Below are 14,941 nucleotides of genomic sequence, written 5' to 3'. Positions count from 1 at the left end.
AACCGGCCCTTTAAAACACCTCTTTTTAGGGGTGTTTTTTGCTGAAAATAGTAGTAAAGCGCGCAGCCGAAGTGATATAATATCAGTCATCTGAGTAAAAAAAGGAAATACGCCCGGAAAAAATAGACAAATTCCTATTAAGAAGATACGGAAATAATATGTCCGAGCGATCTTCTTTTTATTTCGTTTTCAATTAACTCGATAAAGTCACGGTTTAAATTCATCTCGGTGGCTTTGAAATAAGATTCTATTAGTAATTCATCAGACAGTTTTCTCATGCTAGGAACCCAATTAATGGGAGAGGCACCTCCTTAAAAGTTGGAATCATTCATGATCTTAACGCATACAATGATAAGTTGCGTTTATCTGAGGTTGAAGTTATCTTTAATCTACCATGAAATGAATATAAGAACAATCGTTCTGTTATCCACACCAAAAAGTGGATAACTTGTGAGTATCGTGTTTATAATTTGTCTAAAGAGTGATGTAATAAGAGTGGATAGTGTGTGTAAATTTATCCACACCTGGTGAAGAAACCCAATTTTTGTCGAAATTTTTTTGCTCAGTTTTTCTTTAGGCGCAAGTTCGATTTTTTTCGACAATCATATTAAGGAGAAAGAAAAGGGAAGGGTGCGGGTTTTGTTAAAAAAGTTTTTTTTACCTGACGAGTTTGTAAAAAATATTTTTCATATTACACCTGAAAAATTAAAGGAACGAAATGTAAAAGGGATTATTACTGATCTGGATAATACGCTTGTTGAATGGGACAGGCCGAACGCGACGCCGCGCTTGATCGAGTGGTTTGAAGAAATGAAGGAACACGGCATTAAAGTGACAATCGTCTCTAATAATAATGAAAGAAGAGTGAAACTTTTCTCTGAACCGCTTGGAATCCCATTCATCTATAAAGCAAGAAAACCGATGGGTAAAGCCTTTAATAGAGCGGTGCGCAATATGGAGCTGAAAAAAGAGGACTGCGTGGTCATCGGAGACCAGCTGCTGACCGATGTACTCGGGGGAAACCGAAACGGCTACCATACGATTTTGGTCGTGCCTGTCGCTTCCTCTGACGGATTCATTACGCGCTTTAATCGCCAGGTTGAACGCAGAATACTGAGTGCTCTCAAACGAAAAGGGCACATTCAGTGGGAGGAGTAAGAAATGGAAAAGGTTGTTTGTATCGGATGCGGAGTTGCAATCCAAACCGAGGACAAAACAGGTCTGGGGTACGCGCCGCCTGCATCGCTTACGAAAGAAAATGTGATTTGCCAGCGTTGTTTCAGACTGAAAAACTACAATGAAATACAAGATGTTTCCTTAACGGATGATGATTTTTTGAACATCCTTCACGGTATTGGGGAAACGGACTCTCTTGTCGTAAAAATAGTTGATATTTTTGATTTTAACGGCAGCTGGATTAATGGGCTGCAGCGCTTGGTGGGGGGGAACCCTATCTTATTAGTTGGCAATAAAGCGGATATTTTGCCTAAGTCACTGAAAAGAGAGCGTCTGATCCAGTGGATGAAACGTGAAGCGAAAGAGCTTGGCTTAAAACCTGTTGACGTATTTTTGGTCAGTGCAGGACGCGGCCAGGGAATCAAAGAAGTCATTGATGCGATTGAGCATTACCGCAACGGCAAAGATGTCTATGTTGTCGGATGTACAAATGTAGGGAAGTCCACCTTTATTAACCGGATTATTAAAGAAGTGTCAGGTGAAGAAGATATTATTACAACATCCCAATTTCCTGGCACAACCCTTGATGCGATTGAAATTCCGCTGGATGACGGCTCAGCGCTTTATGATACTCCGGGAATTATCAACAACCATCAAATGGCGCATTATGTCAATAAGAAGGATCTGAAAATACTATCCCCTAAAAAAGAGCTGAAGCCTCGCACTTTTCAGCTTAATGATCAGCAAACACTGTATTTTGGCGGACTTGCAAGGTTCGATTATGTGTCTGGGGAAAGATCTCCTTTTATTTGTTATATGCCAAATGAGCTGATGATTCATAGAACAAAACTTAAAAATGCAGATGCGCTTTATGAAAAGCATGCAGGGGAATTGCTCACGCCTCCAGGTAAAGATGAAATGGATGAGTTTCCGGAATTGGTCGCCCATACGTTTACGATAAAAGACAAAAAGACAGATATCGTTTTCTCTGGGTTAGGCTGGGTTACTGTCCATGACGCCGATAAAAAGGTAACTGCATACGCTCCAAAAGGCGTTCATGTATTTGTTCGGCGCTCATTAATTTAAGAAAAGGGGAGAGGAGTATGAAAAAGCTGTACGGGGTTATCGGAAATCCGATTGGCCATTCCATGTCACCTGATATTCATAACGCATCATTGAAAGATCTTGGGCTTGACGGGCATTATCATGCCTTCAAGGTGGAAGAGAATGATCTGGAGGATGCGGTAAAGGGAATAAAAGCTCTAGGCGTACAAGGAATCAATGTGACTGTCCCGCACAAGGTTTCTATTATGGATTATTTGGATCATATTGATGAGAGTGCAAAAGTGCTTGGTGCCGTAAACACGGTCAGAAGAGAGGGAGACAAGCTTGTCGGATACAATACCGACGGGGAAGGCTTTGTAAAGTCATTAATGAAGGTATTAGACAAGCCCATCTCTGAACTGTCATTTTTAATGATCGGCGCGGGCGGAGCGGCGAGAGCCATCTTTACAACAATTGTCCGTAATAGCCCAAAAAAATTTGACATTTGCAACCGGACGCTGGAAAAAGCAAAGCGGCTTACAGAATCCACTCCTTCGTTTCACAATAAAGAAGTATTAAGCTTAAAAGAAGCAGAAGAACGTCTTGAGCAGTATGATGTGATCATCCATACAACATCAGTGGGCATGTATCCGAACGTGGATGAAGTGCCGCTTTCATTACAGCGTGCCGCAAGCAGTGCTGTCGTATGTGATATCGTGTATAATCCAATTCAGACGGCTCTTTTAAAAGAAGCAAGCCAGAAAGGCTTAAAAACACTTGATGGTGTGGGCATGTTTGTTGAACAGGCGGCATTATCCTTTCAATTATGGACTGGACAAGAGCCTGATATTGAAAAAATGAGAACAATTGTAATAGGAAAATTAGGAGGAACAGAATGTTAACAGGTAAACAAAAACGTTTTTTGCGTTCAAAAGCGCATCATTTAACGCCGATTTTTCAAGTAGGTAAAGGCGGAGTAAACGACAACATGATTAAACAAATTGCTGAGGCACTTGAAGCGAGAGAGCTGATTAAAGTCAGTGTTCTCCAGAATTGCGAAGAGGATAAAAATGATGTGGCGGACGCTCTTGTAAAAGGAAGCCGTTCTCAATTGGTGCAGACAATCGGCAATACAATTGTGTTATATAAGGAATCAAAGGAAAATAAACAAATCGAGCTTCCTTAAAGGTGGTTGAAATGAAGAAAATCGGAATTTTCGGAGGCACGTTTGATCCTCCGCATAATGGTCACCTCTTAATGGCGAATGAGGTGCTGTACCAGGCGGGGCTTGATGAAATTTGGTTTATGCCCAATCAAATTCCGCCGCATAAACAGGACGAAGACTATACCGACAGCTTGCATCGCGTGGAAATGCTGAAGCTTGCGATTCAATCCAATCCGTCCTTTAAGCTGGAGCTTGTTGAAATGGAAAGAGAAGGGCCATCATATACCTTTGATACCGTTTCTTTATTGAAGCAGCGTTATCCAAATGATCAGCTGTTCTTTATTATCGGTGCTGATATGATTGAATATTTGCCGAAATGGTATAAGCTGGACGAGCTGCTGAACCTCATTCAATTTATTGGAGTAAAGCGCCCCGGTTTTCATGTTGAAACCCCTTATCCGCTTCTCTTTGCAGACGTTCCGGAATTTGAGGTATCATCAACTATGATAAGGGAACGGTTTAAAAGCAAGAAGCCCACTGACTACTTAATCCCTGATAAAGTGAAGAAGTATGTAGAGGAGAATGGTTTATATGAATCGTGAGGAGGCACTTGCATGCGTGAAACAGCAATTGACCGAACATCGATATATCCACACGATTGGCGTGATGAACACGGCGATCGAACTTGCGGAGCGTTTTGGAGCCGATTCTAAAAAAGCGGAAACAGCGGCGATCTTTCATGATTATGCCAAATTCCGCCCAAAAGAAGAAATGAAACAAATTATTGCGCGAGAAAAAATGCCTGCGCATTTATTGGATCATAATCCGGAGCTCTGGCACGCTCCGGTCGGCGCGTATTTGGTCCAAAGAGAAGCGGGTGTCCAAGATGAAGACATTCTTGACGCCATCAGGTATCATACCTCAGGGCGCCCTGGCATGACACTTTTAGAAAAAGTCATTTACGTTGCTGATTACATTGAGCCTAATCGGGCATTTCCCGGTGTCGATGAGGTGCGTAAGCTTGCTGAGACTGATTTGAATCAAGCGCTGATTCAGTCCATTAAAAATACAATGGTTTTTCTTATGAAAAAAAATCAACCGGTTTTTCCAGACACATTTTTAACATATAACTGGCTTGTGTCTGGCAACTGAACAGGAGGAATTTGTGAATGAACCAAAAGGCCATTTTAAAGCTCGCAGCTGCGGCATGCGATGATAAACGGGCAGAGGATATTTTAGCACTGGATATGGAAGGCATTTCTCTAGTTGCTGATTATTTTTTGATCTGCCACGGAAATTCAGATAAACAGGTGCAGGCGATTGCCCGTGAAATCAAGGATCAGGCTGATGAAAACGGCATTCAAGTCAAAAAGATGGAAGGCTTTGATGAAGCAAGATGGGTGCTCGTTGACCTTGGCGATGTGATTGTTCATGTCTTCCACAAGGACGAAAGAAGCTACTATAACCTTGAAAAGCTGTGGGGAGACGCTCCGCTCGCAGATCTTGACCTTGGAATGAACCAATGATTTATCAAGGCTTTGCAAGCGTGTATGACGAGTTGATGTCACACGCGCCTTATGATCAATGGACAAAATGGATTGATGCATCTCTCCCGGAAAAAGGCCGTGTTCTTGATCTTGCATGCGGCACGGGAGAAATCTCCATCCGGCTTGCCGAAAAAGGTTTCGAGGTTACAGGCATCGATCTCAGCGAGGAGATGCTTTCCTTCGCCCAGCAAAAGGTATCTAGTAGCCAGCCTATTCTATTTCTTCAGCAGGATATGAGAGAGATTTCCGGCTTTGACGGTCAGTTTGATGCTGTTGCGATATGCTGTGACTCATTAAATTATTTAAAAACAAAAAATGATGTAATCCAAACCTTTAAAAGTGTGTTTCGGGTGTTAAAGCCTGGAGGCATTTTGCTGTTTGATGTACATTCATCTTATAAAATTGCAGAAGTTTTTCCGGATAGCACATTTGCTGACCAGGACGAAGATATCAGCTATATTTGGCAGAGCTTTGCTGGAAGTGAAGAGCTTTCTGTCATTCATGATATGTCGTTTTTTGTTTGGAACGGAGAAGCATATGACCGCTTTGATGAGACACACGAGCAAAGAACGTTCCCAGTGGATGAATACGAAGAAATGCTGAAGAACTGTGGCTTTCAGCTCCATCACGTGACAGCTGATTTTACGGATTCTGAGCCATCAGCACAATCAGAACGCCTATTTTTCAAGGCGCAGAAACCAAAAACCATCGTTTCCTAAAACGATGGTTTTTTAAAATGCTTTTTTATGCTTTTGCAGTACAGACAAAAGTATGACATACTCGCCTACACATGAAACTGCTTTTTCACTGCGGAAATATCCTCCTCGTACTTCATATGAGTATTTTGAAATACCCGATGAAACATATCCTGCACACCGCTTTCCAGCGCTTTAATGCCTTCTCCCGTTACACCGCCTTTAACGCAAACCTTTTCCTGTAATGCAGGCAGGGTGTACAATTCGGTTTCTAACAGTTTTCCCATTCCGACAAGCATTTCCTTACACATCAAAATCGCGTCCTGTTTAGACACTGACGTTTCCGAAACAGCTGCATCTATAAACCGCTGAATCAGATAGCTCATAAAAGCGGGGCCGCAGCTTACGATGTCTGATGCAACTCTCGTTATGTCACTTTCAATTTGCAGCGGATGAGAAATATGCTGCATCAGCTCATTGATTTTCGCTTTTGCAGATTCGCCGCAGCTTGTGCCGAAAGTGACGAGAGAAACACCTGCCAGCGCCCTGTTCGTAATACTTGGGATCACTCGCGCCACTTGACACGGCACATATTGTTCGAGCTGTTCGGTTTGAACGGGGCTTGTAATTGAAATGAGAATATGATCTTTTCTTAAATAAGGTAACGCTCTTGCCAGTAAAGGATATATATCAAGCGGCTTAACACAAATAAAAATCATCTCGTTTTCAGAAACGAGCTTTTCGAGACTTTCGGTAACGTTGATGCTGTTGTAGCGGTTTTTTATGTGCAACGCTTTTTCAATTGTGCGGTTTGTGATTGTCATGTTTGAGGGATCGGCTGCTTTTGATTCAATAAATGATTCTATAAGGATCGTACCCATATTTCCTGTGCCGATAAAGCCTATCTTCAATGGTTTCCCCTCCTTTGAGCTATTATCCTCTAAACCATATGTGTTATGAAAATAAAATATGACGAAAGCGGGGAACATGCACGATGAATTGGTTGAATCAGCATAAGAAAGCAATGATTTTAGCGGCTTCTGCAGCTGTTTTCACAGCAATTATGATCTTTCTGGCCAGCGGGAGAAACAAAGAGCCGGTGAAGCAGGCTGTACCAACTGAGACGGTAAATACAGAGGTAAAGCAGGAAGCAGGCAAAGATGAGCCAAGCGAAGCAATTGTGATAGACATCAAAGGTGCTGTTCAGCATCCTGGCGTTTATGAAATGCGAACAGGGGACAGAGTATCTCAGGCAATTGAGAAAGCAGGTGGAACCAATGAGCAAGCTGATGAAGTGCAAGTGAATTTGGCGGAGATTCTGCAGGACGGGACAGTGGTGTACATCCCGAAAAAAGGAGAGGAAACAGCAGTGCAGCAGGGTGCCGGAGGAGCTGTTCAAAGCGGTGGAGGGAAGGGGGAGCTGGTAAATATCAATACAGCCACCTTAGAGGAGTTACAAGGCATCTCAGGAGTGGGGCCATCCAAAGCTGAAGCTATTATTGCATACCGGGAAGAAAATGGGCGTTTCCATACTATTGAAGATATCACGAAGGTTTCAGGAATAGGCGAAAAGTCATTTGAGAAAATAAAGTCTTCCATTTCAGTAAAGTGATTTGACGGTCATGCATTATGATAGGTAAACTAAAGGTCAGGCAACACAACATTTGGAGGGAACAACGTGGAACGAATATCATGGAATCAATACTTTATGGCTCAAAGCCATTTATTGGCGCTGCGCAGCACCTGTCCGAGATTATCTGTCGGCGCTACTATAGTCAGAGACAAACGCATGATTGCAGGAGGCTATAACGGGTCAATTGCGGGCGGCGTGCATTGTGCCGACGAAGGATGCTTAATGATAGATGATCATTGTGCAAGAACGATTCACGCTGAAATGAATGCGATTCTACAATGCTCTAAGTTTGGGGTACCGACTGATGGAGCGGAGATTTATGTGACGCATTATCCGTGCATTCAATGCTGCAAATCTATTATTCAAGCGGGTATCAAAACGGTTTATTATGCTGAGGATTACAAAACAAATCCGTATGCGCAGGAATTATTTGAACAGGCGGGTGTAACTGTTGAACAGGTTGAACTCGATGAAATGATCGTTGATTTGAAAAACAGGGAAAAGCTTTCATTTGTAGCGGGTCTTATAGGGAAATTGGCCGATGCCGGTTTAGCGGAGGAAGAATTGAAAAAGATACATGAACAGGCGAATACACTTTTCACGAGCTACGTGTGATGAATGCGTAATTCGCGTTTGTTATTGCCTTTGGCGGCAGCTTCGGCAACGGCTGGAATTACTGCCGCCGCTTATTTCCCCGCTATTTTTCTATTCATCCTCTTTCTCCTCATCATTTTAATCAAAACGAGGCACGCTTTTCTCACTTTTGTTTGTTTCTTCTCTTTTATATTGTTTTTTGTACTGTATGCAGTCACAGATTCTCAGAATGTCTCTTCCTATCGGCAGGGAACCTATCAATTCAAGGCAGTGATTGACACTATTCCCAAAATTGACGGCGACCGTATGTCTATGATCGTTAAGACACCTGATAAGGAAAAATGGGCTGCTGCGTATCGCATTCAGTCTGCTGATGAAAAAGAACAGCTGTTATACATAGATCCAGGAATGTCATGTGAGTTGACTGGTACATTGGAAGAACCGAATCACGCAACTGTGCCGGGTGCATTTGATTATAACGAGTATCTTTATCGGCAGCATATTCATTGGAACTACTCTGTCACGTCTATCCAAAACTGCAGCAAACCTGAAAATTTCAAGTACAAGGTGCCCAGCTTGAGAAAACATATCATATCATTCACAAACAGCCTTCTGCCTCCTGATTCGGCAGGAATTGTACAGGCGCTTACAGTTGGTGACAGATTTTATGTGGAGGATGAAGTGCTTACCGCGTATCAAAAGCTTGGTGTTGTCCATCTCTTGGCGATTTCAGGGCTCCACGTTGGGATTTTCACAGCAGGTTTGTTTTTTATCATGATCCGTCTCGGTATAACCAGAGAAAAGGCGTCAATTCTGTTGCTATTATTTCTGCCGCTCTATGTGATGTTGACCGGCGCTGCTCCTTCAGTGCTTCGCGCCGCTTTAATGTCAGGTGTTTACTTAGTCGGAAGTCTCGCCAAATGGCGTGTCCGCTCGGCAACGGCAATCTGTCTTTCATATATCGCCCTTCTGCTCTTCAATCCTTATCATCTCTTTGAAGCCGGTTTTCAGCTATCGTTCGCCGTCAGTTTTTCTTTAATTCTTTCCTCTTCTATTTTTCAGCAGGTAAAAACCTCCTTAGGTCAGCTGGCAATTGTATCACTCATTGCCCAGCTCGGATCGCTTCCGATTCTCCTGTATCATTTTCATCAGTTTTCAATCATTAGCATACCGATGAATATGTTGTTGGTTCCATTTTATACGTTCTGTATTTTGCTGGGGGCTGTAGCAGGTGTTCTTCTATTAAGTCTTTCCGCTTCATTTGGCAGATTGTTTTTCAGTTGGTTTGATTTCTTGATAAGTTGGACCAATAAGCTGATCACAAAAATCGCAGATATTGATGTGTTCACGCTTATCATCGCACGTCCCGCGCCTGTTCTTCTCTTTTTATTCACAGTGACGATCATCCTATTGCTGATGTCGATTGAAAAACGCTCCTTTTCTCAGTTGATGGTAACCAGCGGCATTTGCTGCTCGGTGCTGTTTCTTCTCTTTGCATCTCCGCGTCTTAGTCCCGAAGGAGAAGTGGATATGATTGATATTGGGCAGGGGGACAGCATGTATGTAGGTGCTCCGCATCAGCGGGGACATGTCTTAATCGATACTGGCGGCACTTTGTCTTACTCGTCAGAGCCTTGGCGTGAAAAACAACATCCGTTTTCACTGGGGGAAAAGGTGCTGATTCCATTTTTAACTGCTAAGGGAATCAATCAGCTTGATGCTTTAATTCTGACGCACGCTGACCAAGATCATATCGGGGAGGCGGAGACCTTGCTGAAGCACCACAAAGTAAAGCGCCTCGTGATTCCGAAAGGGTTCGTTTCTGAACCTAAAGATGAAAAAGTGCTGCAGGCAGCCAAAGAAGAGGGAGTGGCAATTGAAGAGGTGAAGCGAGGCGACGTGTTGCAAATAAAGGATTTGCAGTTCCATGTACTGTCGCCTGAAGCACCTGATCCGGCAAGCAAAAATAATTCATCTCTCGTTCTGTGGATGGAAATGGGCGGTATGAGCTGGATCTTGACGGGTGATCTGGAGAAAGAAGGGGAACAAGAGGTGATGAAGGTGTTTCCGAATATAAAAGCAGATGTGTTAAAGGTGGGGCACCATGGGAGCAAAGGCTCTACCGGTGAAGAATTCATCAAACAGCTTCGGCCGAAAACGGCCATTATCTCAGCCGGGAAAAACAATCGGTACCACCATCCTCATCAAGAAGTTCTGCAGATATTACAGAGACATTCTATCCGTGTGCTGCGTACAGATCAAAACGGAACGATCCAATATAGATATCAAAACAGAGTTGGAACCTTTTCTGTCTATCCTCCATATGATACATCAGATATAACAGAGACGAACTAAAAAAAGACTGCCGAGAAATCAGCAGCCCGGGCAGTCGCTGTTATGAACCAACCAGGTGAATAACCGTTGCCATGACAAACAAGAAGGCGAAAAATCCGAAGGACACAACAAAACCAACAGCTGAGTCTACAGCATCATTTCGTTTGCTTTGAACGTTTTTTTCAAAATCATTCAACTTTATCCCTCCTGACTGATTTAAGTATAATCGAATCGTTTTGAAAAATCTAGAAGCTTAGGTAACGTTTTCTGTTCTGGTGATTATCGCCTTTTTACAAGCTGTCCCGGGGGCTTGCGAACAGGCGTTTAATATAAATGGGGAAGCAGCAGTCAGGCTTCCTCTTTACTATTTTGTAAACTCAATTTAGGATAGAAGGGGATGATGAAAGAGAGGAAGTTGTACAACAATGGTATTTGATGTGTGGAAAAGCCTGAAAAAAGGAGATGTCCATCCGGTTTATTGCTTATACGGAAAAGAGACATATCTGCTGCAGGAAACCGTCAGCAGGATCAGACAGACGGTCGTTGATCAGGAGACAAAGGATTTCAATCTATCCGTTTTCGATCTGGAAGAGGACCCGCTGGATCAAGCGATTGCAGATGCTGAAACGTTTCCGTTTATGGGGGAGCGGCGTCTTGTCATTGTGAAAAATCCATATTTTTTAACAGGTGAAAAGAAAAAAGAAAAACTGGAGCACAACATAAGTGCGCTTGAATCGTATATACAATCGCCTGCGCCTTACACAGTTTTTGTCCTGCTTGCTCCGTATGAAAAGCTTGATGAGCGGAAAAAGCTGACGAAAGCGTTAAAGAAGCACGCGTTTATGATGGAGGCGAAGGAATTAAACGCAAAGGAGACAACAGACTTTACTGTCAACCTTGCAAAAACAGAGCAAAAAACGATTGGCACTGAAGCAGCGGAGCATTTGGTTCTGCTTGTGAATGGACATCTGTCATCGATTTTTCAGGAGATTCAAAAGCTCTGCACGTTTATTGGAGACCGTGAAGAAATTACGCTGGATGATGTGAAAATGCTTGTTGCTAGAAGCCTTGAACAAAATATTTTTGAGCTGATCAATAAAATCGTCAACCGAAAACGAACTGAGAGTCTGCAAATTTTTTATGATTTGCTTAAACAAAATGAAGAACCGATCAAGATCATGGCGCTTATTTCGAACCAGTTCCGACTGATTCTGCAGACAAAGTACTTTGCGGAACAGGGGTACGGACAAAAACAAATCGCTTCTAATCTAAAAGTTCACCCATTTCGGGTAAAGCTGGCGATGGATCAAGCGAGGCTTTTTTCAGAGGAGGAGCTCCGTTCTATCATTGAGCAGCTTGCCGTCATGGACTATGAGATGAAAACCGGTAAAAAGGACAAGCAGCTCCTGCTCGAACTGTTCCTTTTACAGCTGTTAAAAAGAAATGAAAAAAACGATCCCCATTATTGAGGATCGTTTTTATATTATGCAGAAAGTCCGTTCACTTTTTTCGCTAGTCTTGATTTGTATCGAGCTGCGGTATTTTTGTGTACAAGACCTGTTTTCACTGCTTTATCAATACGTTTAGCTGCTTCAGTAAGAGCAGTTTTCGCTTTGTCAGCTTCGTTGTTGGCAACAGAAGCTTCAACTTGTTTGATTGCAGTACGCATAGCAGATTTGATTGTCGCGTTATGAACGCGGCGTTCGTTGTTTGTTTTTGTACGTTTAATCGCTGATTTAATGTTTGGCATGTGTTTCACCTCCTAAGATACAACCTGTAGCACAGTGTCTTAAGGTTAAATCTTCTTCACAATAGAACAAATTGTATTCTATCAAACACATCTTTAGATTGCAATATAAATGTAAAGTATTTTTCATTGAAGGCTCTCTTTTTAGCATGATTCATTCAGCAAATGGCAACAATATAGGTACTTAATGTGAAGGAGGCCCCTGTATGAAAAAGAGTGAGCTGGATGTGAATCAGTATTTGATACGTACCGATTTGGCAGTGGAAACGAAGGAAGCAATGGCCAATCAGCAGACTGTGCCGACAAAAGAAATTAAAGGATTTATTGAAAAAGAGCGTGATCACGGCGGCATTAAAATCCGCACAGTTGATGTTACAAAGGAAGGCGCGGAGCTTTCGGGAAAAAAAGAAGGGCGCTATTTAACGCTTGAGGCACAGGGAATCAGGGAGAATGATTCGGAAATGCAGGAAAAGGTCTCTGCTGTCTTTGCAGAGGAATTCTCGGCTTTTCTTGAAAACCTTAATATCTCAAAAGATGCGAGCTGTTTGATCGTTGGACTCGGCAACTGGAACGTGACACCTGACGCACTTGGACCGATGGCTGTAGAAAATCTGTTGGTAACAAGGCACTTATTTAAGCTTCAGCCGGAAAACGTACAGGAGGGGTATAGGCCTGTCAGTGCATTTGCACCGGGTGTTATGGGGATTACAGGAATCGAGACAAGCGACATTATTAAAGGTGTGATTGAGCAATCGAAGCCTGATTTTGTCATTGCTATTGACGCATTGGCGGCACGGGCGGTGGAAAGGGTCAACACAACCATTCAGATATCGGATACAGGCATTCACCCAGGATCTGGGGTGGGGAATAAACGAAAAGATTTAAGCAAAGACACACTTGGTGTTCCGGTTATTGCTATCGGTGTTCCGACAGTAGTTGATGCCGTGACAATTGCCAGCGACACGGTGGACTACATATTAAAACATTTTGGCAGAGAAATGAAGGATAACAGTCCGTCAAGATCACTTGTTCCAGCTGGCATGACGTTTGGGAAAAAGAAAGTGCTTACTGAAGAAGATCTTCCAGATGAAAAGCAGCGCCAATCGTTTCTGGGTATTGTCGGAACCCTTCATGAAGATGAAAAACGGCAGCTTATTCATGAGGTGCTTTCGCCTTTAGGGCACAACTTAATGGTTACGCCGAAGGAAGTCGATTCATTTATCGATGACATGGCAAATGTTTTGGCGAACGGATTAAACACAGCGCTTCATGAAAAAGTATCACAAGAAAACAAAGGCTCCTACAATCACTAAACAGTTCTACTTCCTCTAGCTTGTTCATAGAGTAATTACTAGACAAGCGCTGGAGGGATTCAATGAGAAATAAACGCAGAAACAGACAAATTGTTGTTGCGGTAAATGGCGGGAAAGCGGTAAAAGCCATCTTTCTATTTATCGTAAGCCTTATCGTGATTTTTGTTCTATCCGGTGTGCTGACGTCTCTCCGGCCGGAACTCAGGCCGTCGTCCGACTCTTTTTATGGGATTGCTGAAGAATTCCCGGGTGACGTGTTTGCACACTTGCTGCGGATGGAAAACCATTATTTTGCTTCTGACCTTTCTGAAACCGACAGCTCATTTCATCTTTCCCGTCTATCTTTAAAGCTGGCGACGAGCATTAACCTCGAAGATCCGCGGAGCTTTCTCGGCCGGGAGCTGCCGGGGTTTGCACAATTTGATACCGAGATTCTGTTAGCTGGACAAGGCACGGATTATACGAATATGCCTGCGGAATCGCCGCCGCCGTCTAAGGTGATGGAAGAAGAAAGAGAAGCGAATTTGGCAGAGATTGAAAAACAGCAGTCGCAATCAGACAATGGGCAAAAAGATCCGCCGAAACAAACAACAGGTGACAAAAAGGTCGTGTTTATCTATCATACGCACAATACGGAATCATATCTCCCTCTATTAAAAGGCGAGACTAATCCTGATATGGCGCGCCATTCTAAAGCCAACGTCACGCTTGTAGGAGATATGTTCGGAAAAGCGCTTGAATCCCAAGGTATCGGAGCCACAGTGAATAAAACCGATATACAGTCAAAACTGAATAAAAAAGGCTTAAACTATGCAAGGTCTTATGATGAATCAAGACCGGTCGTGAAAGACGCTCTCACTACAAATAAAAATCTGCAATATATCATTGATATCCACAGAGACTCACGACGCAAAAAAGACACGACCGCAACGATTAAAGGGAAAAGCTATGCCAGGGTATCCTTTGTCGTCGGGAAAAAAAGCAAAAACTTCGAAGAAAACTATAAAATTGCGAGCGAGCTTCATAAACTGATGGAGAAAAAATACCCTGGACTAAGTACAGGTGTCTTTTCCAAAGGTTCGCCAGGCGATAACGGTGTTTACAATCAAGATTTAACTGACAGAGCGCTTTTGCTCGAATTTGGCGGAGTAGATAATAATCTCGAAGAGCTGCAGCGTGCGGCTAACGCGGCAGCGGATGTATTCAGCGAAATGTATTGGGATGCTGAAAAGGTCAACGCGAAGAGCGGTGAGACGAAAAAACAATAAGAAATAGGTGGTTGATTTGATTGCATACTTTGGAAAGTGCTTACTGCTTGTTACGATCATGTTTTTAGGCGTTCTGTTTGGCATGCAGCAGGCAAACAATGGAATGCTGAGTATGAAAGGCTATCATGACCCTTCACTGAAGGGGGCGTTTACGCTCACCGACGGAAAAGGGAATGAAAAAGAAGCCTCGATTCTAGGAGAAACAGTCACAGCAAAAGATTTAGAAGAAAAACAAAAAGAGCTTGAACAGGTGGAAACATTCAATATGTTCTCAAAAGCCGGAAAAGCGCTTTCGGATACCGTAACCAATACTGCCCAGTCAATGTATGAATGGATACGGGATATGAATCAATAGGTATGTGGAAGAGAAAAGCAGCCCAGATATGACGGGGGACTTTTCTCTTTCTTGTTTTACATTGAATCTT

Annotated in this window: 20 protein-coding genes; 16 read left to right on the top strand and 4 right to left on the bottom strand. The window is 42.9% G+C overall.

The features are described from left to right. Positions 1–137: 137 nt before the first annotated feature. Positions 138–278 carry a sporulation histidine kinase inhibitor Sda gene (locus MY9_RS12950; protein WP_003226124.1) on the bottom strand — a complete coding sequence of 47 codons (141 nt, stop codon included), beginning with the start codon at positions 276–278 and terminating at the stop codon, positions 138–140. Positions 279–639: 361 nt separating this feature from the next. Here MY9_RS12950 and MY9_RS12945 point away from each other — a divergent pair, with 361 nt between their 5' ends. Genes MY9_RS12945 through MY9_RS12910 form a run of 8 tightly spaced genes read left to right on the top strand, consistent with a single transcriptional unit; the run spans position 640 to position 5,651 of the window. Next, a complete protein-coding gene (locus MY9_RS12945; RefSeq protein WP_003226126.1) occupies positions 640–1,158 on the top strand; it encodes a YqeG family HAD IIIA-type phosphatase in 519 nt (172 codons plus the stop codon). 3 nt (positions 1,159–1,161) lie between these two features. Next, positions 1,162–2,262, top strand: coding sequence for a ribosome biogenesis GTPase YqeH (gene yqeH, locus MY9_RS12940; protein ID WP_014664676.1), 1,101 nt, complete (start codon positions 1,162–1,164; stop codon positions 2,260–2,262). 17 nt (positions 2,263–2,279) lie between these two features. Beyond that, on the top strand, positions 2,280–3,122 hold the full coding sequence (gene aroE, locus MY9_RS12935) for a shikimate dehydrogenase (RefSeq protein ID WP_014664675.1): 843 nt from the start codon (positions 2,280–2,282) through the stop codon (positions 3,120–3,122). Continuing rightward, positions 3,116–3,406 (top strand): ribosome assembly RNA-binding protein YhbY, encoded by a 291-nt coding sequence (gene yhbY, locus MY9_RS12930; protein WP_014664674.1) that lies wholly within the window; start codon positions 3,116–3,118, stop codon positions 3,404–3,406. Before aroE ends, yhbY begins: the two co-directional genes overlap by 7 nt. A gap of 11 nt (positions 3,407–3,417) precedes the next feature. Next, on the top strand, positions 3,418–3,987 hold the full coding sequence (locus tag MY9_RS12925) for a nicotinate-nucleotide adenylyltransferase (RefSeq protein ID WP_014664673.1): 570 nt from the start codon (positions 3,418–3,420) through the stop codon (positions 3,985–3,987). Further along, positions 3,977–4,537 (top strand): bis(5'-nucleosyl)-tetraphosphatase (symmetrical) YqeK, encoded by a 561-nt coding sequence (yqeK, locus tag MY9_RS12920; RefSeq protein WP_014664672.1) that lies wholly within the window; start codon positions 3,977–3,979, stop codon positions 4,535–4,537. The genes MY9_RS12925 and yqeK overlap by 11 nt, the downstream gene beginning before the upstream one ends. Before the next feature lie 17 nt (positions 4,538–4,554). After that, positions 4,555–4,911 (top strand): ribosome silencing factor, encoded by a 357-nt coding sequence (rsfS, locus tag MY9_RS12915; protein ID WP_014664671.1) that lies wholly within the window; start codon positions 4,555–4,557, stop codon positions 4,909–4,911. Further along, complete coding sequence (locus tag MY9_RS12910; protein ID WP_014664670.1) at positions 4,908–5,651, top strand: class I SAM-dependent DNA methyltransferase; 744 nt, start codon at positions 4,908–4,910, stop codon at positions 5,649–5,651. Before rsfS ends, MY9_RS12910 begins: the two co-directional genes overlap by 4 nt. Positions 5,652–5,716: 65 nt before the next feature. Here MY9_RS12910 and comER read toward each other — a convergent pair whose 3' ends face one another. Next, the gene (comER, locus tag MY9_RS12905) at positions 5,717–6,538 is read right to left on the bottom strand and encodes a late competence protein ComER (protein ID WP_004398597.1); all 822 of its coding nucleotides are present in this window, start codon (positions 6,536–6,538) and stop codon (positions 5,717–5,719) included. 83 nt (positions 6,539–6,621) lie between these two features. On the opposite strand from comER, the gene MY9_RS12900 reads away from it, so the two are divergent. The 3 genes from MY9_RS12900 to MY9_RS12890 all read left to right on the top strand — a co-directional run bounded on the left by MY9_RS12900 (position 6,622) and on the right by MY9_RS12890 (position 10,209). Next, positions 6,622–7,239: a helix-hairpin-helix domain-containing protein gene (locus tag MY9_RS12900; protein WP_014664669.1), complete on the top strand. Its 618-nt coding sequence runs from the start codon at positions 6,622–6,624 to the stop codon at positions 7,237–7,239. Positions 7,240–7,305: 66 nt separating this feature from the next. After that, positions 7,306–7,875 carry a ComE operon protein 2 gene (locus MY9_RS12895; protein WP_014664668.1) on the top strand — a complete coding sequence of 190 codons (570 nt, stop codon included), beginning with the start codon at positions 7,306–7,308 and terminating at the stop codon, positions 7,873–7,875. 3 nt (positions 7,876–7,878) lie between these two features. After that, complete coding sequence (locus MY9_RS12890; RefSeq protein ID WP_014664667.1) at positions 7,879–10,209, top strand: DNA internalization-related competence protein ComEC/Rec2; 2,331 nt, start codon at positions 7,879–7,881, stop codon at positions 10,207–10,209. Between the two features lie 40 nt (positions 10,210–10,249). Here MY9_RS12890 and MY9_RS12885 read toward each other — a convergent pair whose 3' ends face one another. Then, complete coding sequence (locus tag MY9_RS12885; protein ID WP_003229983.1) at positions 10,250–10,384, bottom strand: YqzM family protein; 135 nt, start codon at positions 10,382–10,384, stop codon at positions 10,250–10,252. Between the two features lie 76 nt (positions 10,385–10,460). On the opposite strand from MY9_RS12885, the gene MY9_RS21610 reads away from it, so the two are divergent. Then, positions 10,461–10,574, top strand: coding sequence for a hypothetical protein (locus MY9_RS21610; protein ID WP_134975484.1), 114 nt, complete (start codon positions 10,461–10,463; stop codon positions 10,572–10,574). Positions 10,575–10,613: 39 nt separating this feature from the next. Continuing rightward, complete coding sequence (gene holA, locus MY9_RS12880; RefSeq protein ID WP_014664666.1) at positions 10,614–11,657, top strand: DNA polymerase III subunit delta; 1,044 nt, start codon at positions 10,614–10,616, stop codon at positions 11,655–11,657. Between the two features lie 14 nt (positions 11,658–11,671). Here the strand turns inward: holA and rpsT are convergent, their stop codons facing one another. Continuing rightward, entirely contained in the window at positions 11,672–11,938 is a 267-nt protein-coding gene (rpsT, locus tag MY9_RS12875; protein ID WP_003229989.1) for a 30S ribosomal protein S20, read from the bottom strand. A 203-nt stretch (positions 11,939–12,141) separates the two neighbouring features. On the opposite strand from rpsT, the gene gpr reads away from it, so the two are divergent. From gpr to MY9_RS12860, 3 genes are all read left to right on the top strand, one after another. Further along, positions 12,142–13,248, top strand: a complete 1,107-nt coding sequence (gpr, locus tag MY9_RS12870) for a GPR endopeptidase (RefSeq protein ID WP_014664665.1) — start codon at positions 12,142–12,144, stop codon at positions 13,246–13,248. Between the two features lie 62 nt (positions 13,249–13,310). Further along, a complete protein-coding gene (gene spoIIP / locus MY9_RS12865; protein WP_014664664.1) occupies positions 13,311–14,516 on the top strand; it encodes a spore autolysin SpoIIP in 1,206 nt (401 codons plus the stop codon). Positions 14,517–14,532: 16 nt separating this feature from the next. Further along, entirely contained in the window at positions 14,533–14,871 is a 339-nt protein-coding gene (locus MY9_RS12860) for a YqxA family protein (protein ID WP_014664663.1), read from the top strand. Positions 14,872–14,941 lie beyond the last annotated feature (70 nt).

The organism is Bacillus sp. JS (genome assembly GCF_000259365.1).
GTDB classification, from domain to species: Bacteria; Bacillota; Bacilli; order Bacillales; family Bacillaceae; genus Bacillus; species Bacillus stercoris.
This window is presented reverse-complemented; position numbering and strand designations above follow the sequence as displayed.